General features: G+C 72.2%; 18 protein-coding genes. 12 read left to right on the top strand and 6 right to left on the bottom strand.

All coding sequences use genetic code 11. The features are described 5' to 3' along the window. Positions 1 to 43: 43 nt before the first annotated feature. Positions 44 to 1,357: an MFS transporter gene (locus ACSIH6_RS37320; RefSeq protein WP_435113208.1), complete on the bottom strand. Its 1,314-nt coding sequence runs from the start codon at positions 1,355 to 1,357 to the stop codon at positions 44 to 46. Between the two features lie 191 nt (positions 1,358 to 1,548). On the opposite strand from ACSIH6_RS37320, the gene ACSIH6_RS37315 reads away from it, so the two are divergent. The 5 genes from ACSIH6_RS37315 (at position 1,549) to ACSIH6_RS37295 (ending at position 7,838) form a co-directional block, all read left to right on the top strand. Further along, positions 1,549 to 3,180, top strand: a complete 1,632-nt coding sequence (locus ACSIH6_RS37315) for an alanine/glycine:cation symporter family protein (RefSeq protein WP_435113206.1) — start codon at positions 1,549 to 1,551, stop codon at positions 3,178 to 3,180. A 417-nt stretch (positions 3,181 to 3,597) separates the two neighbouring features. After that, on the top strand, positions 3,598 to 4,704 hold the full coding sequence (locus ACSIH6_RS37310; protein WP_435113204.1) for a permease: 1,107 nt from the start codon (positions 3,598 to 3,600) through the stop codon (positions 4,702 to 4,704). Beyond that, the gene (locus ACSIH6_RS37305; RefSeq protein ID WP_435113202.1) at positions 4,701 to 5,489 is read left to right on the top strand and encodes a TIGR03943 family putative permease subunit; all 789 of its coding nucleotides are present in this window, start codon (positions 4,701 to 4,703) and stop codon (positions 5,487 to 5,489) included. Before ACSIH6_RS37310 ends, ACSIH6_RS37305 begins: the two co-directional genes overlap by 4 nt. A 78-nt stretch (positions 5,490 to 5,567) precedes the next feature. Beyond that, positions 5,568 to 7,019: a sensor histidine kinase gene (locus tag ACSIH6_RS37300; RefSeq protein ID WP_435113200.1), complete on the top strand. Its 1,452-nt coding sequence runs from the start codon at positions 5,568 to 5,570 to the stop codon at positions 7,017 to 7,019. 162 nt (positions 7,020 to 7,181) lie between these two features. Further along, positions 7,182 to 7,838: a TVP38/TMEM64 family protein gene (locus ACSIH6_RS37295; protein WP_435113198.1), complete on the top strand. Its 657-nt coding sequence runs from the start codon at positions 7,182 to 7,184 to the stop codon at positions 7,836 to 7,838. Between the two features lie 125 nt (positions 7,839 to 7,963). On the opposite strand, the gene ACSIH6_RS37290 is transcribed toward ACSIH6_RS37295, so the two are convergent. Together ACSIH6_RS37290 and ACSIH6_RS37285 are read right to left on the bottom strand one after the other, a co-directional pair. Next, entirely contained in the window at positions 7,964 to 9,274 is a 1,311-nt protein-coding gene (locus ACSIH6_RS37290; RefSeq protein ID WP_435113196.1) for an ABC transporter substrate-binding protein, read from the bottom strand. 211 nt (positions 9,275 to 9,485) lie between these two features. Then, positions 9,486 to 10,508 carry a LysR family transcriptional regulator gene (locus tag ACSIH6_RS37285; protein ID WP_435113194.1) on the bottom strand — a complete coding sequence of 341 codons (1,023 nt, stop codon included), beginning with the start codon at positions 10,506 to 10,508 and terminating at the stop codon, positions 9,486 to 9,488. 220 nt (positions 10,509 to 10,728) lie between these two features. Here ACSIH6_RS37285 and ACSIH6_RS37280 point away from each other — a divergent pair, with 220 nt between their 5' ends. After that, entirely contained in the window at positions 10,729 to 11,886 is a 1,158-nt protein-coding gene (locus ACSIH6_RS37280) for an acyl-CoA dehydrogenase family protein (RefSeq protein ID WP_435113192.1), read from the top strand. Between the two features lie 69 nt (positions 11,887 to 11,955). Here ACSIH6_RS37280 and ACSIH6_RS37275 read toward each other — a convergent pair whose 3' ends face one another. Beyond that, positions 11,956 to 12,780 carry a 4'-phosphopantetheinyl transferase family protein gene (locus ACSIH6_RS37275; protein WP_435113190.1) on the bottom strand — a complete coding sequence of 275 codons (825 nt, stop codon included), beginning with the start codon at positions 12,778 to 12,780 and terminating at the stop codon, positions 11,956 to 11,958. Between the two features lie 94 nt (positions 12,781 to 12,874). Here ACSIH6_RS37275 and ACSIH6_RS37270 point away from each other — a divergent pair, with 94 nt between their 5' ends. The 4 genes from ACSIH6_RS37270 (at position 12,875) to ACSIH6_RS37255 (ending at position 15,474) form a co-directional block, all read left to right on the top strand. Further along, positions 12,875 to 13,102, top strand: coding sequence for a hypothetical protein (locus ACSIH6_RS37270; RefSeq protein ID WP_435113188.1), 228 nt, complete (start codon positions 12,875 to 12,877; stop codon positions 13,100 to 13,102). 52 nt (positions 13,103 to 13,154) lie between these two features. Beyond that, complete coding sequence (locus tag ACSIH6_RS37265; protein WP_435113186.1) at positions 13,155 to 13,961, top strand: DeoR/GlpR family DNA-binding transcription regulator; 807 nt, start codon at positions 13,155 to 13,157, stop codon at positions 13,959 to 13,961. Positions 13,962 to 14,092: 131 nt separating this feature from the next. Further along, a complete protein-coding gene (locus ACSIH6_RS37260; protein ID WP_435113184.1) occupies positions 14,093 to 14,911 on the top strand; it encodes a polyprenol monophosphomannose synthase in 819 nt (272 codons plus the stop codon). A 131-nt stretch (positions 14,912 to 15,042) separates the two neighbouring features. Then, positions 15,043 to 15,474, top strand: a complete 432-nt coding sequence (locus ACSIH6_RS37255) for a hypothetical protein (RefSeq protein ID WP_435113210.1) — start codon at positions 15,043 to 15,045, stop codon at positions 15,472 to 15,474. Between the two features lie 197 nt (positions 15,475 to 15,671). On the opposite strand, the gene ACSIH6_RS37250 is transcribed toward ACSIH6_RS37255, so the two are convergent. Continuing rightward, positions 15,672 to 18,485, bottom strand: coding sequence for an ABC transporter permease (locus ACSIH6_RS37250; protein ID WP_435113182.1), 2,814 nt, complete (start codon positions 18,483 to 18,485; stop codon positions 15,672 to 15,674). A gap of 5 nt (positions 18,486 to 18,490) precedes the next feature. Continuing rightward, positions 18,491 to 19,258: an ABC transporter ATP-binding protein gene (locus ACSIH6_RS37245; RefSeq protein WP_435113180.1), complete on the bottom strand. Its 768-nt coding sequence runs from the start codon at positions 19,256 to 19,258 to the stop codon at positions 18,491 to 18,493. Positions 19,259 to 19,593: 335 nt separating this feature from the next. Between ACSIH6_RS37245 and ACSIH6_RS37240 the strand changes: the two genes are divergently transcribed. Then, positions 19,594 to 20,880: a sensor histidine kinase gene (locus tag ACSIH6_RS37240; protein WP_435113178.1), complete on the top strand. Its 1,287-nt coding sequence runs from the start codon at positions 19,594 to 19,596 to the stop codon at positions 20,878 to 20,880. Continuing rightward, positions 20,855 to 21,514, top strand: a complete 660-nt coding sequence (locus ACSIH6_RS37235; RefSeq protein WP_061081391.1) for a response regulator — start codon at positions 20,855 to 20,857, stop codon at positions 21,512 to 21,514. The genes ACSIH6_RS37240 and ACSIH6_RS37235 overlap by 26 nt, the downstream gene beginning before the upstream one ends. Positions 21,515 to 22,363 lie beyond the last annotated feature (849 nt).

Here is a 22,363-nt window from a genome sequence, read left to right as displayed (position 1 = left end):
CCCTCGCGCCCCCCCCCCCCCCCCCCCGGGCCCTTTTCCGGGGTTACCCACTTCTCTCGGACACTGCCACCTCCCGCAGGTCGAGGCCCCTGGTCTCGCGGGAGACCGCGACGGCGACCAGGGTGATCACGGCCATGGCGGCCACGTACAGCGAGATCGGCACGCTGCTGCCGAACGAGGCCAGCAGGGCCGTCGCGATCAGCGGGGCCAGCCCGCCCGCCACGATCGACGCCAGCTGGTAGCCCACCGACGCGCCCGAGTAGCGCACACGGGTGCTGAACAGCTCGGAGAAGAAGGCCGCCTGCGGGCCGTACATGGCCCCGTGCAGGACCAGCCCGACCGTCACGGCCAGGGTCACCGACCAGAAGGTCCCCACGTCCACGAGCGGGAAGAAGGCGAACACCCACAGCCCCGCTCCCGCGGCCCCCAGCGCGGTCACCGGCCTGCGGCCGATCCGGTCCGAGAGGGCTCCCCAGGCGGGGATGGTCACCAGGTGCACCGCCGAGGCGACGAGCACCGCGTTGAGCACCTGACCGTTGGGCATCTGCGCCTCCTGCGTCGCGTAGACCAGGATGAACGCGGTGACGACGTAGTACGACACGTTCTCGGCCATGCGCACACCCATGGCCACCAGGGCCTCGCGCCAGTGGTCGCGCAGCACGCCCAGGATCGGGGCGCGCTCGGGACGGGCCGAGGCCGCCGCCCGCTCGTGCGCGTCGCGGAAGACCTGTGACTCGCTGACCGCCAGGCGGACCCACAGGCCGATGAGCACCAGCACGCCCGAGAGCAGGAACGGGATGCGCCAGCCCCAGGACAGGAAGGCCGCGTCGCTCATCACCAGGGCCAGCACCGCCAGCACGGCGGTGGCCAGCAGGTTGCCGCCCGGAGCGCCCGCCTGCGGCCAGGACGCCCAGAACCCCCGGTGCTGCGGCTTGCCGTGCTCGGCGACGAGCAGCACCGCGCCGCCCCACTCGCCGCCCAGGGCGAACCCCTGGACCACCCGCAGCAGCGTCAGCAGCAGCGGCGCGGCCAGGCCGACCGCCGCGTAGGTCGGCAGCAGGCCGATCGCGAACGTCGATCCGCCCATCAGCAGCAGGCTGATGACCAGCAGCTGTTTGCGGCCGATCCGGTCGCCGAAGTGGCCGAAGACCAGGCCGCCCAGCGGGCGCGCGACGAACCCCACCGCGTAGGTGGTGAACGCCAGCATGGTGCCGACCAGCGGGTCGGACTCGGGGAAGAAGACGTGGTTGAACACGAGCGCGGCGGCCGACCCGTACAGGAAGAAGTCGTACCACTCGATCGTCGTGCCGATGAGGCTGGCGGTGACCACCCGCCCGAAGGAGGCTTTCTGTCTCATGTCCGGAACCGTAGGGAGCGCGGGCACGGCTGACCATGGGCGCCCCCACCACAGGCCGGGGCCCGATCATGTGCCCGCGGCGGGTTGTTGACCCGTTACGGTCCTTTACCGCTCTTTCGCGTGTCCGCACGACCTCCCACCCCCGGTGACGTGGACACTTGCCGAAGACCGGACCGCCTGAAGGGGAGCGCGTGAACAACGCAGTCGTCGCCGTCAACGACTTCTTCTGGAGCTACTTCCTCATCCCGCTCCTGATCGTCCTCGCCGTCTACTTCACGGTGCGTTCGGGAATCGTGCAGGTGCGCCTGCTGCCGGAGATGTTCCGCGTCCTGGGCAGCGCCCCGGGCGTGGCTCCCGACGGCAGGCGGGAGATCTCCTCCTTCCAGGCCTTCTCCATCTCGGCCGCCTCGCGGGTGGGGACGGGCAACATCGTCGGCGTGTCCACCGCGATCATCCTGGGCGGCCCGGGCGCGGTGTTCTGGATGTGGACGATGGCCGCGGTGCTGGGCGCCGCGGCGTTCGTGGAGTCCACCCTCGCCCAGCTGTACAAGGTGCGCACCAGCACCGGCTTCCGGGGCGGCCCGGCCTACTACATGGAGAAGGGGCTGGGGAGGCGGTGGATGGGCGTGCTGTTCGCGGTGATCATCACCGTGACCTTCAGCCTGGTGTTCAACACGGTGCAGGCCAACAGCATCGCCGCAGCCGTGTCCACCTCCGTCGGCACCCTCGGGGGGACGCCAGGCCTGCTGCTGTCGGCCGTGATCGGGCTGGTGCTGGTGGGCCTGACCGCGCTGGTGATCTTCGGCGGGGTCCGGCGCATCGCGCGCGCCGCCCAGGCGCTGGTCCCGCTCATGGCCGTCCTGTACATCCTGCTCGGCCTGTGGGTGGTGGCCCTCAACATAGGGGAGCTGCCCCGGGTCGTCGGCGACATCTTCGCGTCGGCGTTCGGCGCGCGCGAGTTCGTCGCCGGGGGAGTGGGCACGGCCATCGTCCAGGGCATGCGGCGCGGCATGTTCTCCAACGAGGCGGGCCTGGGGTCGGCTCCCAACGCCGGTGCCACCGCCTCGGTCTCCCACCCGGTCAAGCAGGGACTCGTGCAGACCCTGGGCGTGTACTTCGACACCTGGCTGGTGTGCTCGGTGACGGCCTTCATCGTCCTGGTCCACGGTCCCCAGTACGGCGAGGACATGGGCATCCAGGTCACGCAGGGGGCGCTGGAGGCCAGCCTGGGCGAGTGGTCGGTCCACGCGCTCACGGTCATCCTCTTCCTGTTGGCCTTCACCTCCGTGCTGGGCAACTACTACTACGGGGAGACCAACCTCCAGTTCCTGGACAGCAGCCCCCAGCACATGACCTACTTCCGCTACGCGGTCCTGGCGGCGGTCTTCCTCGGCTCCGTGGCGCCCCTGACCCTGGTGTGGAGCCTCGCCGACATCTCCATGGGCGTCATGGCCACCGTCAACCTGCTGGCCCTGGCGCCGCTGTCGGGAATCGCCTTCCGGCTGCTGGCCGACTACAGCCGCCAGCTGCGCAACGGCCTGGACCCCCAGTTCACGCTCGCCAAGATGCCCGGTCTGCGGAACGTGGAGTGCTGGGGACCGGCCTCCGGACCCCAGCCCGAGGACGTCCCCCGCGACGAGGGAGAGGCGCCCCCGGACCCGGGCGCCGTCGCGGCGGAGCACGAACGGGACGGGGAGGAGAACGGCCCGGGGGAGGCGGAGTCGCACGGCGCGACGGCCGTGGACGAGGCCGGTGACGCGGACCGTTCCGACGGCGACGACGGCCCCGAGGAGGGGAACCGGGGCTCCGGCACGGAGCGATAACCGGGTATGACGAAGGTAGCCCCCTCCCCCCGTTCCCCCTCCCCTCCGGTGTTCCTCGTGGCCGCCGTGGCCGGGCCCGCCCTGGGCGCGCTCTCCCCCTCGGGGCGGCGCTGCTGCCCTGGGGATCGGGGCGCTGTTCACCAACGCGGCGGCGGGCTGGTGCGCCGTCGCGCTCGTCCTGGTGGTGGCCCGCAGGCCCGGGGACCGGCCGCGGGCGCTCGCCGCGATGGTGCCTGCGGGACCGGTGTGGTACGTGGGTGTGTGGGGAGCGCAGAAGACTATTTTCCTGGCCGGGATGGGCTATCTCGGTTGCATCCGGGAGGCGGTTGTCCACAGGCCGGAGTGGGACGCTGACGGGCGAAAACGATTTTCGGTACGATGCGTGGAGTTCCCACCCGACCACCGCGGAGTACCACCGTGTCCGACCGGACGACGCCCGCCGCCGCACCTGACCTCGCCGCGCCCGGCTCCGCCCCGCCCAACGCCTCCGCCTCGCTCGGTGACACCCTCGCCGGGGGGTGGAGCGACCGCGGCGACGAGTTGCCCCCCGAGGACTGGGGGCGCAGGAGCGGTCAGCGCAGAACCGGGACGGTCTGGCTGTTCGCCCTCTTCATCACCGCGATGGCGATGGGGCACGCCTGGGTCACCGACCAACTGACCAGCGACGCCTTCCTGGCCTGGGCCACCATCTTCACCGCGATCAGCTTCCAGGCGCTGCCCTTCCTGGTCTTCGGAGTCGCGCTGTCGGCGGCGCTCACCGCGTTCGTCCCGACCTCGGTCTACCAGCGCCTCATCCCCTCCAACCCCGCACGGGCGGTGCCGGTGGCCGGGGCCTCCGGCGCCCTGCTGCCCGGATGCGAGTGCGCCTCGGTCCCCATCGCCGGAAGCCTGATCAAGGGCGGGGTCGCACCCGCCGCCGCGCTGACCTTCCTGCTGGCCGCGCCCGCCATCAACCCGATCGTCATGATCGCCACCGCGGTGGCCTTCGCCGGGCAGCCCGAGATGGTGCTCGCCCGGTTCGTCGCCTCGCTGCTGGCCGCCGTGGTCGTCGGGTGGATCTGGGTGCGCTTCGGCCGCACCGACTGGCTGCGCCTGCCCACGCGCACGCACGCCCCCGGCGAGTCCCGGTGGGTCGTCTTCCGCGAGTCCATGCTGCACGACATGATGCACGCGGGCGGCTACCTCGTGGTCGGCGGCCTGGCCGCGGCCTCCCTCAACGTCCTGGTCCCGCGCGAGTGGCTGGTGACGGTGGCCGGGCTCCCGGTCGTCTCGGTGCTCGTGCTCGCCCTGCTCGCCATCCTGCTGTCCATCTGCTCCGAGGCCGACGCGTTCGTCGCGGTCAGCCTCACCGAGTTCTCGCCCACCGCCAAGCTCGCGTTCATGGTGATCGGCCCGATGGTCGACCTCAAGCTCATCGCGATGCAGGCGGGCGTGTTCGGCTGGCGCTTCGTGGTGCGCTTCGCACCGCTGTGCCTGCTGGTCGGGCTGCTCAGCACCTTCCTGATCGGAGGCCTGATCCTGTGAACCGTATCGCCCAGGGGCTCACCCTCGTCCTGCTCGGCGCCGCCGCGCTGACCAGCACGGTGGCCACCGACCTCTACCTCAACTGGGTCAAGGCGGGTTTCGGTCCCTTCCTCATCGCCGCGGGTGTGGTCATGGCCGTGCTCGGCGTGCTCATCATCGTGGTCGAGCTGCGCGGGGAGAGGGCGGCCGCGACCGCCTCCGAGGACCACTCCGACCACTCCGACCACCCCGCCGACGACCACGGAAACGACCACGGGCACGACCACTCCCGCGCTCCCAGGGTGGCCTGGTTGCTCCTGCTGCCGGTGCTCGCGGTCTTCGTCGTCGCCCCGCCCGCGCTGGGCGCCTACACCGTGGAGTCCACCGCTGCCTCCTCAGCCCCGCCGCCCGAGCAGGCGCGCCCCGGCCGCTTCGACGACGGGCTGGCCGAGGCCGGGTCCGGCGAGGTCGTCGCGATGGACATCCGCCAGTTCGTGATGCGCGCCTGGGTGGACGAGGAACGCCAGCTGGCGGGGCGCGAGGTCGAGCTGACCGGTTTCGCGGTGCCCGATCCCGAGGGGGACGGCTGGTTCCTGGCCCGCCTCCAGATGTCCTGCTGCGCCGCCGACGCCATCGTCAACAAGGTGCACGTCTCCAACGAGCCCGCGCCGGAGACCGACACCTGGTGGACGGTGCGCGGCACCTGGGTCGAGCCCGAGGGCGACATCGCCGACGTCAGCCAGCACGAGTTCGAGGTCCTGGAGATGGAGGAGGTCAGCGACCCGCCGTCCCCCTACGAGCAGTAACCGCCGGTCCGCTCGCCGACCGCCGCCACACCGCCGTCGCTTCGACGGATGTCCGGCCCCCTGGGTGACAATGGGTCGATGCCAGGTTGGGATGACGGGCCCGGGAGGGTATGGGATCGGATACGTCCCCGGTCGATTCGGGCCCGGGTCACGTTCGGCGCGGTCGCGGCGCTGGCCGTGGTCACCGGACTGGGCCTGGCCCTGACCATCTTCCTCGTCCGTGAGGCGATCGTCGAGCAGGTCCGCGACCTGGCGGCGGAGGAGGCCCGCGACGTCGCCGACCACATCGCGGTCCAGCGCTATCCGGAGCTGATCCCCGACGGGGAGTCCGTCCTGCGAATCCAGGTCGTCGCGCGCGACTCCGGCGAGGTGCTCGCCTCCAGCGACGCCCTGGAGGGGCAGCCGCAGCTGACCGCCGAGCGTCCCGCCGCCTCCGATCCGCGGGTGGACACCACGGTCTGCGGGCAGGTCGCGGGCATCGACCCCAGGACCTGTCTGCTGGTGTCGGGCTACGCCGTCGACGACACGGCCTACGGCGACGTCGTGGTCCTGGCGGCGGTGGGCACGCCACAGGTCGTGGCCACCCACGTGCTGGAGGACGCGCTGGTGGTGATGTCCTGCGTGCTGCTCGCCATCACCGGGCTCACCGTCTGGTACGGGGTCGGCCGCGCGCTGCGCCCCGTGGAGCAGATCAGGGCCCAGCTCGACACCCTCTCCGCCAGCGACCTGCACCGCAGGCTCCCGGTGCCCAGGAGCGACGACGAGATCGCCTACCTGGCCCGTACCGCCAACCACAGCCTGGAGCGGATGGAGGAGGCGGTCACCCGGCAGCGGCGGTTCGTCTCCGACGCCTCCCACGAGCTGCGCAACCCCATCGCCGGGATGCGGATCAAGCTGGAGATGGAGCTCTCCGACCCCGATCCCGACCCCCGCATGCGTGAGCGGCTGCTCACCGGCCTGCTCTCGGACACCGAGCGGTTGGAGAACATCGTCGCCGACCTGCTCGAACTCGCCCGCCTGGACACCGGGACCGCGCCCGTCCAGGAGCGGCTGGACCTGTCGGCGCTGGTCGCGGAGGAGTTCCTGGCCGAACGCCGCAATCCCGAACTGCGGCTGCACTCCTCCGGCCCGGTCCACGTCGACGCCAACCGCCTGCGCCTGGTGCGGGTCCTGACGAACCTGGTCGCCAACGCCGACCGGCACGCCAGGTCACGCGTCGACGTCATCGTCCGGCGGGAGGACGGCTTCGCCGTGGTGGAGGTGCACGACGACGGGACGGGGATCCCGCCGGGGGAACGGGAGCGGATCTTCGAGCGCTTCGCGCGGTTGAGCGAGTCGCGGGAGCGCGATCCCGGCGGCAGCGGCCTGGGACTGGCCATCTCCCGCGAGATCGCGCGGGCCCACGACGGCAGCCTGCTGGCCGGGCACAGCGAACTGCTCGGCGGGGCGGCGTTCATCCTCCGCCTCCCCGAGGCCTCCGAGGAACCCGAGGGCCCTGAGCGTCTCGGGCATTCCGACCGTCCCGAATAGCGCGGACCGCCCCGAGCGCCCCGAGTGCGCCGTCCGTCCCGAGCGCCCCGAGTGCCGCGGGCATCCTGTTCGTTACAACAACGCGGAAAGCTATGCGTCCGTCCCGAACAGCGTGGATCAGTCGGTTCTGTGGGGGTCCGGCACCGGGCGTACGCTGTGGCCATGGGTGAGGACACGCGCGGTGTGCGCACCGCGGACGTGTCGCGGCTCGTCCTGCTGCTGCTCTGGGCGGCGTTGCTGGTGTCGGCACTGCTGTGGGGCCCCGACCTGGAGGCCCTCCAGGCCTGGGTGGAGGACGCCGGAGCGGCGGCTCCACTGGCCTACCTGAGCGTGTACCTGCTGGGGGTGTTCGCCTTCCTGCCCCGGCCCGCCCTCAACGCCGCCGCTGGCCTGCTCTTCGGAATGTCCCTGGGCCTGGTCCTGGCCGTGGCGGGCGGGGTGTGCGCCGCCCTGGCCCAGTTCTCGGTCGCCCGCCACGTGGCGGGCGACGCGGTGGACCGGCGGCTGCCCGAGGGAGCCCGCACCCGGCTGGAGGCCCTGGCGGGCGGGCGCGCCCTCCTGGCGGTGCTCCAGCTGCGGCTGATCCCGGTCATCCCCTACCAGGTGGTCAACTACGGCTTCGGTCTGACCCGGATGCGGATGTGGCCCTTCGCGCTGGGCACGCTCCTGGGCGGGGTGCCCAGCACGGTGGCGCTGGTGCTGGTCGGCGTCGGGGGCACGGACCTGGGACTACCGGTGGCCGTGGCCGGGGCGGTGCTCGCGGTGGTGATCGGCGCGCTCTGGTGGATGCGCTCGCGCCGCGGGCGAACGCGAGCCTGAGACCCGCCCCGGACACCCGCGTCTTCGCGACGGTCGCGGACACCCGCGCTCCTGTGACGGCCGTGCCGTCCGCCGTGCCCTGACCGGTGGCGGTACCGCTCGGGCACCGCCACCGGTCCTCCGGTCTACCCGCCGGACCCCCCGAAGAGGGCCACCTCGTCGGGCGCGGGGCGGTCCAGCTCGAAGGGCAGGATCTGCCCGCCGCCGCTGTCGGTGACCATGGGCTCCTGGAGGACCTCGGGCTCCTCACCGGCGTGGTGCTGCACCACCATCACCCCGGCGTAGCCGCTGTGGTCGTTCTCGGTGGCGTTGAACGGCACCAGACCGGGTCCCGTCCACTCGTGGGAGTTGAGGGTGGCGAGCAGGCTCTCCCGGGTCAGGTCGGGGCCGGTACGCATCAGCACCTGGGCGAACAGGACCGCCTGCACCATGCCGTAGACGGTGGTGTCGGTGAAGGGCGTGCCCTCGTTGTACTGCTCGTGGATCTCCAGGAAGAACTCGGTCCACGGGTCCTCGCGCTGGGCGGCCATCGGCAGGAACGCGGTGATGATCAGGTCGTCCAGGAAGGCCTCGGGCGGGACGTTCTCGGCCGCCGTGCCCTGCGCGTACTCCTCGATCAGCCCGGTGGCCACCGCCACGTCGCCGCCGAAGCTGGGCGCCACCCACTGCGGGGTGTAGCCGATCGCGGTGGCCTCCAGGACGGCCAGGGCCAGGAAGGCGGGGATGCAGTAGCAGACGGCGACCTCGGCGCCCGACCGCTTGAGCTCCTCGACCTGTCCGGCGAGCTCGGGGACGCCGGGGTCGTAGGACTCCCAGGCCACGATCTCCTCGGTGAGGTACTGCTCGACCCCCGCGTGGGAGGAGGGGCCCACATCGTCGTTCTGGTAGAGCAGGCCGACCTGGTCGCCGGGGAAGTTCTCGGCGATGTACTGGCCCTGGATCTTGGCCTCCCGGGTGTAGTCGACCTGGAAGCCGTAGCTGTAGGGGTAGACCTCGGGTTGGTCCCAGGCCAGGGCGCCGGAGGAGACGAACAGGTCGGGGACGCCCGCCTCGTTGAGCTCCTCGATCACGGCCTCGTGGGTGGGGGTGCCCAGGCCGCCGAGCATGGCGAAGATCTCCTGGTCGTCGATGAGGCTGCGGGTGGCCTCCAGGGTCTGCGCGGGGTCGAACGCGTCGTCCTGGACCTGGTACTCGATCCGGCGGCCGTGGATGCCGCCGTTGTCGTTGATGTAGTCGAACACGGCGCGGGCGCCGGTGGAGACGTGTCGGAAACCCGGGGAGGCCGCCCCGGTGAGCGGCTGGTGGGTGCCGATGACGACGGCGTCGTCCGTCACTCCGCGGGTGTCGGCTCTGTCGGAGCCGTCCGTGCCGCTGGAACAGGAGGTGAGAAGAACCGTGACGGCCAGCGTCGAGGAGAGGATTCTCAGTGGTCGCATGATGGTGTCCTGGACTCGGTCGTGCCTTCGCGGAACGGGCGGGGCGGGGCCCGTGGGGGAGGTACGTGTCTGCGGAGCGGACTGCGGGGGTACGTCTACTCACCAGTACGTTACTTGCGGGTAAACACTCTACGCGTGTCGCCCGACCGCGCAAACCGACCGGTCGTCATGTGACGTGTGTCCAGGTGGGAGGGGGCGGAGTGTGTCCGGATCAGCCGTTGAGAGCCCCTGGCGCGCGTCCGCCGCACCGCTCGCCCGGCGTATGGCCGACACCGGACACGGAGCCGCCCGCGGTCTCGGCGGCGGACCCGGCGGAGCCCGAGGGCACGGGGTCCAGGGTGCGGGACGGGCCACGCAGGATCTCGCGGGCCAGCCGCGCGATGGTGTCGGAGGCCTGCTGGATCGGGCTGTCGCGCCGCCAGACCAGCAGGTGGCGCAGCTGGATGGGTGCGCCCTCCAGGGGGCGTATCACCACGTCCGGACCGGTGTCGAAGTCCGGCTGGCACGGCGCGACCGCCCGGCGGTCGGCGATGAGGTCGCGGATCTCGGAGCGGTCATAGAGCCGGTAGGGCACCTCGGGGGTGAACCCGGCCCGCTGACAGGCCAGGTAGAAGCACTCCGGCCAGCCGGTGCCGTCCGGCGGGGTCAGCGCCCACGGGGACCCCGCCAGGTCGCCCAGCCGGACCAGCGGCCGGTTCGCCTGGGGATGGTCGGCCCACAGCGCCACGTGCAGCGGCTCCACCGAGAGCATCGCCCAGGACAGGGGGCCGTCCGTGGACAGGTCGCGGTCCACGTAGTCGATCGTGGTCCCCAGGTCCAGGCGGCCCGCACGGACCAGGTCGGTGACCAGCTTGGGGGAGTACTCCGTGCGCACGTGGACCGGCACGTTCGGGAAGACCTCGGGCATGCGGGCCGACAGCTCCAGCGTCAGCGGCCCGACCCCGCCCACGCGCAGCGTGGTGGGGGAGGCTCCGCGCGCGGTGATGTCGTGCAGCAGGTCGTCCATGGACAGCAGGACCGAGCGGGCGCGCACCAGCACGAACTCGCCCAGCTCGGTGGGGCGGACCCCCGAACGTCCGCGGTGGAACAGCGGACCGCCGACCTCGCGCTCGATCCGCTGGAGCTGTGTGGTCAGTGCGGGCTGGGAGGTGGAGAGCGCGGCGGCCGCCTTGGTCACACTGCCGGTGTCGGCCAGGAGACAGATGGTGCGCAGGTGGCGGAGTTCGAGGTCCATGCGTGGAATCTAGGACGAGGAGGGGGCTCGTGTACAGACGTGCTGTCGCCGCGGGCGCGGCGACCCGCCCCGTCTAACGGAACGGCGGCCAGGGCGGTGCGTTGTCCAAGGGACCGGAGCGCCGGGCGCACCCGGCTTGTGGAGCGAGGGTGCTGTGCGTCACCATATAGTTGGACGTCCTACTAGGTGTCCACATGTCGGACAGGCGCGGGAGAGGTTCATGACGGTCGCACGTACGCTGCACACCCCCGAGGCGGAGCAGCTCCTGGAACTGACCCGGGAGATCGTGGACAAGGAGCTCACCCCGCGGGCCGCCGGGGACGAGGAGGGCGGCCTGTTCCCGCGCGAGGTCTTCCGCGTGCTCGGCGGCGCCGGACTGCTCGGCCTGCCCTACCCCGGCCGGTACGGCGGCGGGGACCAGCCCTACGAGGTCTACCTCCAGGTGGTGGAGGAGCTGGCCCGGGGCTGGCTCGCGGTCGGCCTGGGCGTGAGCGTCCACACCCTGTCCTGCTACCCCCTCGCCTCCTTCGGCTCCGACGCGCAGAAGGACGCCCGCCTGCCCGGCATGCTCGGCGGCGACCTCCTGGGCGCCTACTGCCTGTCCGAGGCCGCCTCGGGCTCCGACGCCTCGGCCCTGGCCACCCGCGCCGAGGCCGACGGGGACGGCTACCGCGTCAACGGCGCCAAGGCCTGGATCACCCACGGCGGCCAGGCCGACTACTACACGCTCTTCGCCCGCACCGGCTCCCCCGACTCCGGCGCCCGCGGCATCAGCTGCCTCCACGTCCCCGCGGACACCCCCGGCCTGGGATCGGCGGCCCCCGAGCGCAAGATGGGCATGAACTCCTCGACCACCGCCGGGGTCCTCTTCGACGACGTCCGCCTCGGCGCCGACGCCCTGGTGGGCGAGCGGGACAGGGGTTTCGGCATCGCCCTGTCCGCCCTCGACTCCGGACGCCTCGGCATCGCGGCCTGCGCGGTCGGTCTCGCCCAGGCCGCCCTCGACGCCGCCGTGCGCTACTCCCGCGAACGCCGCCAGTTCGGCAGCGTGATCGGCGACTTCCAGGGCGTGGGCTTCATGCTCGCCGACATGGCCACCCAGGTCGCCGCCTCCCGCGAGCTCTACCTGTCCGCCGCCCGCCTGCGCGACGCCGGGCGCCCCTTCGGCAAGCAGGCCGCCATGGCCAAGCTCCTGGCCACCGACACCGCGATGAGGGTCACCACCGACGCCGTGCAGGTCTTCGGCGGCTACGGCTACACCCGCGACTTCCCCGTCGAGCGCTACATGCGCGAGGCCAAGGTGCTCCAGATCGTGGAGGGCACCAACCAGGTGCAGCGCATGGTCATCAGCCGCCACCTGGCCCGCGAGAACGCCTGAGGGGGCTGGGGGCGGCCCGGCACCGGGAGGTCCCAGTCCTCTCCCGGGGCCCGGCCGCCCCTCGGGGGTTCAGCCGCCGCCCAGCCGGGAGCGCAGCAGCCTGACGGTCTCCTCGTGGGGACGCAGCTCCAGCTCCAGCGGCCGGTCGGTCAGCGCCGCCAGTGCGGAACGGTACTCCTCCCCGCCCCGGTCCGAGGCCGCCCCGACGTCCAGGTCCGCCAGCGCCACCGCCTCCGGCCCCCCGCCGCCCTCCCAGGCCAGCAGTTCGGGGGCGGCGTCCGCCGGGCTCACCAGCACCCGCCGCATCCCGCCGGACAGGCCCAGGCCGGTCGCCTTCAGCAGCGCCTCCTTGCGGGCCCAGTAGCGGAAGAAGGCACCGACCCGGTCGGCGGGGGAGAGGCGCTCCCAGGCCCGCTGTTCGGGCCCGCCCAGCGTGTAGCCCGCCAGGCCCTCCAGGTCGCGGGCCGGGGACACGCGTTCCACGTCCACGCCCACGGGCACCTCGCGGGCCAGGGCCAGCACCACCCACTCGCCCGAGTGGCTGACGGAGACCTCCCACCCCTCGGCGGGGCCGGAGGGGTGCGGTTTGCCGTGCGGGCCCTGCGCGGAGTCCTCGCCCCGGCTGGCGCCCGCGCGCTCCTTCTCCTCACAGGAACGGCAGCGCAAAGCGAAGGTCACCTTCTCGGGCGGGCAGTCGGCCCGCTCGGCCAACAGCAGCCGGGACACCGCCCGGCCCAGTAGGTGCCGGTCGCGGTCGGCCTGGAGCCGGAAGCGGGCGTTGCGTGACCGTTCCTCCTCGTCCAACAGGCGCAGCAGGCGGTCGTCGGCGGCTGAGGTGCGTACCCACCACACCTCGGTGGGCAGTGGTGCCGGATCGAGCTTCATGCCCCCCATTGTGTCCCGATCTTCCCCGCGTTCGGTGGTGTGAGGTCAACCCAAACCGGGAATTCGGTTATTGGCAGGTCAGCCCGTCCCCTGGGAGGCCCAGATGTCTGTCGTGGTACTGCTCGGCGCGGGAGCGCTCGTCGGTCTGGTGGCGCTCACGGCGATCGTCGTCGTCACCCTCCTGCGGGAGGGGCCCCAGACCTCCGAGGAGGAGGCCGCCGCGGAGGCCGAGGGGGCCGAAACCGCCTCCGGGAGGGTTCCGGAGCAGTCGGCACCCGAGGAGGTCGCCCGGCCCGGACGGGTCCCCACCGCCGACGGGTCCGTAGTCTAGGGAGTCGCGCGGGACCGTGGCCCGTGCCCGAACAGAGCACGGAAGTGGGTCCATGGTCGAGGAGAACCGTCCGGCGTTCGCCGCCGAGCGTCGGGAGCGCATTCTCGAACTCGTGCGCGCCAACGGCACCATGTCCCTGCGCGACATCGCCGTCAAGGTCCGCGCCTCGGAGGTCACCATCCGCCGCGACGTGCGCGCGCTGGAGACCGAGGGGCTGGTCGACCGCCGCCGGGGCGGGGTCGCCCTGCCCGGGAGGATCGGCCACGAGCAGAGCTACTCCGGCAAGAGCGGCCAGTGCGCCGCGGAGAAGGCCGCCATCGCCACCGCGGCCGCCCGCCTGGTCCGCCCCGGCGACGCCGTCACCATCGGCCCCGGTAGCACCGCCGAGGCCTTCGCCCGCGCGCTCCTCACCCGCACCGACCTGACCGTGGTCACCAACTCCCTGCGCGTCGCCGACGTCCTGGCCGGTGCCTCCGGTGTCGAGGTGGTCGTGACCGGCGGTACCCTGCACGGCCCCATCCGGGCCCTGGTCGGGGCCGCGGCGGAGGAGAGCCTGGCCGGACTGCGTGTCAACCGGGCCTTCCTCTCGGGTAACGGGGTCAGCGCCGACCGCGGCCTGAGCACCCCCAACCCGGCCGTGGCCAGCGTGGACCGCGCCCTGGCCGCCTGCGCCGAGGAGACCATCGTCCTGGCCGACCACACCAAGATCGGCGCCGACACCATGGTGCCCACCGTCGCCCCCGAGGAGATCGCCCACCTGGTCACCGACAGCAGCGCCGACCCCGAGGTGCTGATGACCCTGGAGGAGACGGGCGCCCTCGTCCACGTCGCGGTGGTCGCCCAGGAGCGGGGGCAGTGAGGGAAGGACAAAGGGGGGCTTCTCCTCTGCGAACAGAGGAAAGGACCGCGTACCCTACCGTTCACACGCGTATCCCGCGTACGCTCCGCCCGTTCCGCACCACCCGTCCGATCCCGCAGGAGCCGCCGCGCATGTCCTCCCAGCCGACTCCCCAGCAGCCGTCCTCCCCGCCCGTGCGCGTCACCCCCGAACCCGTGGCGCTCCCCGCACCCTGGGCCGACTCCCGGGTGACGGTGGTCGTTCCCACCTACAACGAGGCGGACAACCTCCCCGTGCTGGTGGGTCAGCTCATGGCCCTGGACCTGCCGCGGCTGCGGGTGGTGGTCGTGGACGACGGCTCCCCCGACGGCACCGGCGAGGTCGCCGACAAGCTCGCGGTCGAGTTCGCCGGACGCGTCGGCGTCGTCCACCGCACGAGCAAGGACGGCCTGGGCCGCGCCTACGTCGCGGGCATGACCCGAGCCCTGGAGGAGGGCGCCGACTACGTGGTGCAGATGGACGCCGACCTCAGCCATCCCGTGGGTTACGTGCCCCAGCTGCTCGGCACCCTGCACGCCACCAACGCGGGCGTGGTGATCGGCAGCCGCTACGTCCCCGGCGGCAGCCTGTCAGAGCGGTGGAACCTCAGCCGCCGCCTCCTGAGCGGCTGGGCCAACACCTACGTCAAGACCGTGCTGTCCATCCCGATCCGTGACGTCACCGCGGGCTTCAAGATCTGGCGGGCCTCGGCGCTGCGCGTCCTGGACCTGCCCGGCATCGAGAGCACCGGCTACGCCTTCCAGGTGGAGATGCACTACCGGGCCTACCGGCGCGGACAGAAGATGGTGGAGATCCCCATCCACTTCGAGGACCGCGTGGTGGGCCAGAGCAAGCTCGACGGCTCCGTCGCGCTGGAGGCCGCCCTGCGCCCGCTGCTGCTGCGTCGAGCCGAGCGCGGCCGCCGCCGGTAGCGGGTCCCGCCGCGCGGCCGCCTCCGGTCCGCCCCGCCGCCCCGTGCGCCCGCGGGTGACATAGGTACGCCGGTTTGGGGCACGGGACTAACGAGGGAAAGGGGGCGACCATGACTGAAGAGCCCTATGACGTGGACACCGACATGGGGGACGACCCCGAGCTGAGCAAGGCCGTCGCCCGGGAGCGGCGGATCGAGGCCGACTACGACATCCAGGAGTACGACTTCGAGGACCCCGACATGCCGGGGACCGACAGTTCGGCCGAGCCGCGGGGGATCGACGAGGGCGTGCGCTCCGAGCGCAGCGACCTCTACCCGCGCGAGAGCTGGGGAGGGGAGACCCGCAGCGCCGAGCAGGAGGCCATGCACGAGGAGTCCGACGACGTCACGCCCGACGTCGACGAGGGCGCGGCAGTGCGGAGCGAGCACCCCGACAGGCCCTACGAGCATCCGGCGGACACGCCCCACGGCGACCGGGACGACGAGCGCGACCGGAGCACCGACACGGCGGGCTACGTTCCGGACGCCGAGGACCCCAGGGACACCGGGGCCCCGGACACGTGAGGCACTACGCCGCCTGAGGCGTGCCGCCCGGGACGTGGCGTCCGAGGCGGGTCACGCGTGGTGCGGCCCCGGACGGAGGAAGACCCTGTTCGGCGAGGGGAAGAACGCCGAGAGCGCGGGCCCCCTTCGCCTCAGGGCGGAGGGGGCCCGCGCGTTTCCCGCTGCGGCGACGCGTGCGTCCGCGGGGCGGGGACGGCCTACTCGCTGGCCAGCGCCCCCGTGATGGAGGTGGCCGCCGCCCGGCGGGCGGGCAGCACCGAGGCCAGCAGCCCGGCCAGGACGGCGATCACGATGAACACCGCGATCTGGCCGAAGGGCACGGAGAAGATCATGTCCGGCAGGACCGAGGCCCCGGCCGCCCAGCCGAACACCACGCCCAGCACGATGCCGATACCGGCGCCGATCAGGCACAGCAGCACGGCCTCCACGCTCAGCATCCGGCGCAGCTGCCCCCTGGCCAGCCCCAGTGCCCGCAGCAGCGCGGACTCGCGGGTGCGCTCCAGCACCGACAGCGCCATGGTGTTGGAAATGCCGAACACCGCGATGATGATGGCCAGACCCAGCATGGCCGCGATGGTGTAGAAGGCGATGTCCAGAATCTCGGTGAACTGGTCCTTCATCTCGGCGGCCGACCCGATCTGCATGGTTGGGTAGTCTTCGAGCGCCGTGTAGACCGCGTCGCGCACCTCGGCGGCGTCGGCTCCCTCGGCGGCGCGGATGAGCAGCAGATCGTCCTCGTCCACCGCAGGGAAGGCCGCGGCGAAGTCCTCCGGATGCAGGGTCACGCCCGACAGGGACTGCATGTCCTCCACGACCGCGACGATCTCCACGGACAGCTCCTCGCCGTCCTCGGTCGGGAGGGTGAGGGTGTCGCCCACCCCGGCGCCGTCGGCGTCGCTCTCCACCACGGTGGCCTTGCCCGGGCCCATGTCGGCCACGTCGCCCTCGACGGTGTCGCTGGTGAGGTCGACGCCGATCTCGGCGCCCGGGTAGGTGTAGACGCTAACGCCCTGGTCCCCGTACGCCTCGACGTAGGTGCTGCGCTGGCCGATGATCTCGCCCAGGGCGGACTGGCCCTCCAGAGCCACCCGGACCTCGTTAGGGACGGTGGGGGACTCCGGCTCCCCGGTGGTTCTGGTCTGGGCGTCGGCGGCCTCGCCGCCGGAGCCCTCACCAGCGGGCGTGCCCTCGGTCGGCTCCGCGGGTTCGGCGGGGCCCTCGGCTCCGTCTGCGGGAGTCTCTCCGGCCGTTCCCTCGGCGGGCGCGTCCTGGGCCGCGGTCTCCTCGCCACCGGCGGGAACCTGCTCGGCGCCTCCGGGCTGTTCGGAAGCTTCTGAACCCTCGGTTCCCTCCGGGGCCTCGGACGCCTCGGCGTCGCTCCCGGTCCCCTCCATGGAGAGCTGCGGGGAGACCTGGTAGTCCACCGGGAACTGCTCCTCGAGCGTCCGGGTCATGGTCGTCTCGATGGAGGAGCTGATCACCGAGTAGCCGGTGATGAGGGTGGCGCCCACGGTCAGGGCGATCATCGCGGTGGCCGCGCGGCGCGGGCTGCGGGTGGAGTTGTCCACCGCCAGCATGCTCGGCACACCCACCTTCCGCAGGGGAACGCCGACCAGGCGCACGATTCCGCGCACCAGCAGCGGGCCCAGCACGACCACGCCCACGAACGTGATCAGGGCGGCGGCGGTCACGACGACCAGACCCACCTCGGCCAGGTCCGCGTTCAGGGTCAGGGCGACCAGAGCGGCCGAGACCGCGAAGGCCAGCAGACCGAAGACGACGCGGACCCAGCCGGTGCCCTTCTCCAGCCCGGCGGCGGTGGCGCTGGTGCGCAGGGCAGCCAGCGGAGCCACCCGGGTGGCGCGCGTGGCCGGGACCAGGGCGGAGAACACGGTCACCACGGTGCCCACGGCCAGGCCGACCAGGACCGCTGTCGGAGTGACCACCACGGGCACCGCCTCCCCGGATCCCAGCAGCGGGCCGCCGAAGGTCGCACCGGCCATGCCGACGCCCACACCGGCCAGCACGCCCAGGGCGGAGGAGACCAGCCCCACGACCACCGACTCGGTCAGCACCGACCGGAAGACCTGGCCGCGCTTGGCGCCCACGCACCGCAGCAGGGCCAGCTCGCGCTGGCGCTGGGCGATGAGGATGGCGAAGGTGTTGTAGATGACGATCCCGGCGACGAACATCGCGATGAAGGCGAACAGCAGCAGCGCGGTGCGTATCAACGCGGTCTCGCCGCCCGCGTCGTCGGCTATCACCAGACCGAGCTGCTCACCGGTGCGCACGTCGGCCGCTGTCCCGAGCTCGGCGGCGACGGCGTCGGCCACCTCCTGCGGGGTGTAACCCTCGGCGGCGAGCACGTCGATCTCGGCGTAGTCCGTCACGCCGGTCATCTCCCGGGTCGTGCCCGGGTCGAAGACGACGGCGCCCGCGGCGCTGTAGATTCGTTCCACACCGAACTCGACCAACCCGGTGATGGTGAAGTCGCGCTTGTCTCCCTCGGGGTCGAGCACGGTCACCGTGTCGCCGACCGTGAACCCGAGCTGCTCCGCGGTGGAGGTGGCCAGGGCGATCTCGTCCCCGTTCGCGGGCAGCGAGCCCTCGTCGGCGGAGAACCGACTGACCCCGTTCAGCCCAAGCGCCATGGGCGGCAGGAAGCCGGTCGCCCGGCCCTCGGAGTCCAGGAGCACGGCCTGGCCCCGGAGGGTCCCGCCCACGTCGGCGACCTCGGGCAGCGCCCGGACCCCGTCCAGTTGCTCGTCGGTGAAGGGGACCCGCTCCTCGGGCGGTTCCGTGCTCTCAGGGTCGAACTCGGGCTCGGTGGGGACGGCGATGGCGTCGACGCTGGTGGCCGAGCCCATGACGGACTTCTCGTAGCTGGCGTTGAGGGTGTCGGCGAAGACCATGGTCCCCGACACGAACATGACCCCCAGCAGGATCGCCAGCACGGTGGTGACGTACCGGGACTTGTGCAGCCGCAGCCCGGCGAGTGTGGTGCGCAGCATGTCCCTCAGGCCTCTTCCAGCTTCAGCAGCCGCGCGGAGACCAGCTCGGCGGTGGGGTCGACGACCTCGTCCACCAGACGGCCGTCGCGCAGGAAGACCACGCGGTCGGCGTAGGAGGCGGCCACGGGGTCGTGGGTGACCATGACGATGGTCTGGTTCAGGTCGCGGGCCGAGTCGCGCAGGAACGCCAGCACCTCGGTGCCCGAGCGCGAGTCCAGGTTGCCGGTGGGCTCGTCGGCGTAGACGACCTCGGGCGCGTTGAGCAGGGCGCGGGCCACGGCCACGCGCTGCTGCTGGCCGCCGGAGAGCTTGGCGGGCAGGTGGCTGAGCCGGTCGCGCAGGCCCACCACGTCGATGATGTGGTCGAAGCGCTGCTTGTCGACCCCGCGCTTGGCGATCTGCGACGGCAGCAGGATGTTCTGCTCGGCGGTCAGCATCGGCAGCAGGTTGAACGACTGGAAGATGAACCCGATCCGGTCGCGGCGCAGCAGGGTGAGCTCGGCGTCGCGCAGGCCGGTGATCTGGGTGCGGCCCAGGTGCACGGTGCCCGCGGTGGGCACGTCCAGCCCGGCCAGGCAGTGCATGAGGGTGGACTTGCCCGACCCCGAGGGGCCCATGATCGCGGTGAAGGCCCCCCGGTGGAACTCCACGTCCACCCCGGCCAGGGCGTGGACCTGGCTGTCGCCGGTGTCGTAGGTCTTGGTGAGGCCCCGGGCGACCACCACCGGCGGTGAGGTGACCGTGGGGTCGGGCTTCACAGTGGACTCGGTCACGGCAGACAGCTCCAGGATTCGGGGATGGTGTGCGGACCGGACGGGCTCTTCCGTCTCGGCTCCCCACCACGCTAGGTCCGCCCGCCCGGCCCGGGCGTCCCCCGCGGGGCCGATCCGCGACTCGGCCAAAGGAACGGTAACGGGCGGGTTCGCGACTCCTTCGTTTGGCCGACGTACCGACTTTCGTCGGGGGTCGGCGGATCACCCACTGTGGCGATCCCGCCACGGATCCTTCCCCGCCTGGGCTTTCGCGCGGGGACCGACGATCGGACCGCACGGGACCGGGTCCGGCGCGCGCACGGGCCGACCGGGGGCGCCGCCGTAGACTCCGCAGCATGAGGAGCTGGTTGAGCGATCGGGGCAGAGACGCCAACGCCCTGCTGAACAAGGACCGTGAGTGGTGGTGGGCCCGCCGCCTGACCATCGCCGACGTGCTCTACGCCGTGCTGCCGCTGCCGTTCAGCGGGTTCCTGCAACTGGTGGGCAGCTTCCAGCTCGGCCTGTTCGGCGGGCTCATCCCCGCGATCCCAACGGTCCTGGCCAACGTGAACATCGCGCTCGCCCTGGTCACCGGGGTGGTCCTCTACGTGGTCCCGGTCCTGTTCGCCGGCGCCACGGTGCTCCTGCGGCGGAGCTTCCCGCAGTGGATGCTCGTCACCGCGCTCGTGCTGCTGCTGTGCTTCGCCAACTTCGTCCCGGCCGTGATCGCCCTGTACTCGTACGCGGTGTACCGCGACAACCGGCGCCTGCTGGTGGGCTGGTTCGCCATGTACAGCCTGGCCCTGGTCGTCGCCTACGAGGCCAACCCCCTCGGGCAGGTCTTCCTCATCGGCATGCTGCTGGTCGTGCCGATGATCTTCGGCCTGTGGGTGGGCACCCGCCGCCAGCTCATCGACCGCCTCCACGAGCGCGCCGAACGCCTCGAACGCGAACAGCACATGATGGCCGAGCAGGCCATCACCGCCGAGCGCACCCGCATCGCCCGGGAGATGCACGACGTGGTCGCCCACCGGGTCAGCCTCATGGTGCTGCACGCGGGCGGGCTGGAGGTCTCCTCTCAGGACCCGCGCACCGTCGAGGCCGCCGGGCTCATCCGCACCACCGGCCGCGAGGCCCTCACCGAACTGCGCGGCATCCTCGGGGTGCTGCGCGACGACACCGACGCGGCGCCCACCGCCCCCCAGCCGGTCCTGGCCGACCTGGACCGCCTGGTGGAGGAGTGGCGCACCGCCGGGATGCCCGTCCACCGTGAGGAGACCGGGCAGGTCCGCCCGCTGCCGGCGGGCGCCCAGCGCACCGCCTACCGGATCGTCCAGGAGGGGCTGACCAACGCCGCCAAGCACGCGCCCGGAGCCGCCGTCACCCTACGTCTGCACTACGCCGACCGCCAGCTGGAGGTGGAGGTGGCCAACGCGCCCGCCCGGGGCCCGGCCTCGCCCATGCCCCGCAGCGGCTTCGGGCTGACCGGGCTGCACGAGCGCGTCGTGCTCTCCGGCGGCAGCCTCAGCGCGGGGGTGTGCCACGACGGCGGGTGGCGTCTGCGCGCTATCGTGCGAACCGACGATCCATCCGGCACGGAGGAAGAGGTTTCCGAAGGTGATCCGCACGCTCCTGGTCGATGACGAACTCCTGGTCAGATCCGGCCTGCGGATGATCCTGGACTCGGCCCCCGACATCGAGGTGGTGGGCGAGGGCGGCGACGGCGCCGAGGCCGTGCGCCTGACCGAGGAGCTCACCCCCGACGTGGTGCTGCTCGACATCCGCATGCCGGGCACCGACGGGATCACCGCCGCCGCCCGCCTCACCGCTCTGCCCCGGCCGCCCCGCGTGGTCCTGCTGACCACCTTCGACCTCGACGAGTACGTGCACAGCGCCCTGCGGGCCGGGGCGGTGGGCTTCCTGCTCAAGGACACCCCGCCGCGCGACCTCATCGGCGCGGTGCGCACCGTCCACGAGGGCAACGCGATGCTCGCGCCCAGCGTCACCAAGCGCATGCTCGAACGCTTCGCCGCGCCCGCCCCCGCCGACTCCGCGGCGGGCCGCGCCGAGGCCGTGCGCCGTCTGTCGGTGCTCAGCGAGCGCGAACGGTCGGTGCTCCTCGCGGTGGCCCGGGGCAGGTCCAACGCCGAGGCGGGCCGCGACCTGGGCATGCGCGAGGCCACGGTGAAGGCCCACGTCAGCCGCATCCTGGCCAAGCTGGGTATGTCCAACCGGGTGCAGGCCGCCATCCTGGCCCACGACGCGGGCTGGGCGTGACGGGTGGGTCTGAGGGGTGGGCGTGAGACGTGAGGGGTGAGCCGGAGGGGCGGGTGTGAGTGGCGGGTGTGAACCGCTCGGGGCTGGGGCCTTCTGGTGCTTCGCGGGGACCGGACCCGGTCCCCGACCTCCGGCTCCCGGCTCCCGGCTCTTGGCCCTCGGCTCTCGGTCTCCGGCCCTCGGCTTCCGGCCCTCGGCTTCCGGCCCTCGGCTTCCGGCCTCCTAGACCGTTGACGGGAGAACACGTCCTGAATCAGCGGTCATGGGAGGTCAGCGACCGCTTGGCCGGGGCGCTGATCGGTTGGTTGTCACAGACTGCGGTGTTCGGCTCCAGGATCCACTGGTTGGCACACCTCGGTCCATGGACCCTCAGTGCTACGGGCGCTGGGGGCGCTGGGGGCGCTGGGGGCTCTGGAAGCTCGGAAACCCGGGAGCAGAGACGCACGGAAGCACGGGGTGCTGAAGGTGTCGGTCGCTTACAGGTGACCGGGTTTTCCACAGGTGGTGGTTGGGGGTGTCCCGGTGTGGGGTGAAGGTGGTTTCCTGGAAATAGGGGGGATCCCACCCACGTGCGTTTCGGCATGCCCTCAATCGACCGACAGTAGGAAAAGACCAAGGAATTGAGGGGTAGGGAGGGGCCGTCATCAGGTCTCTCCCCTGCGCTGTTCTCGTCTGGGGTCGTTGGCGGCGACGAAAGCGCACCCGCTGCCGCGAAAGGGCGGGGAAGTGCGAGGAAACGGTAGACGTTCGGTGGGGGTGAGGGTGCCCGACGACAAGCGGCACCAAAGGCGGGAGTGCCCTGGCGGAGGGCGACCAACGCCCGGGGTTCGGGAATGGCTGGGCTCTGCT

Source organism: Nocardiopsis synnemataformans, from assembly GCF_965343085.1.
Taxonomy (GTDB): Bacteria; Actinomycetota; Actinomycetes; order Streptosporangiales; family Streptosporangiaceae; genus Nocardiopsis; species Nocardiopsis alborubida.
Note: the sequence above shows the minus strand (reverse complement) of the source record. Positions and strands in the feature narration are given on the sequence as shown.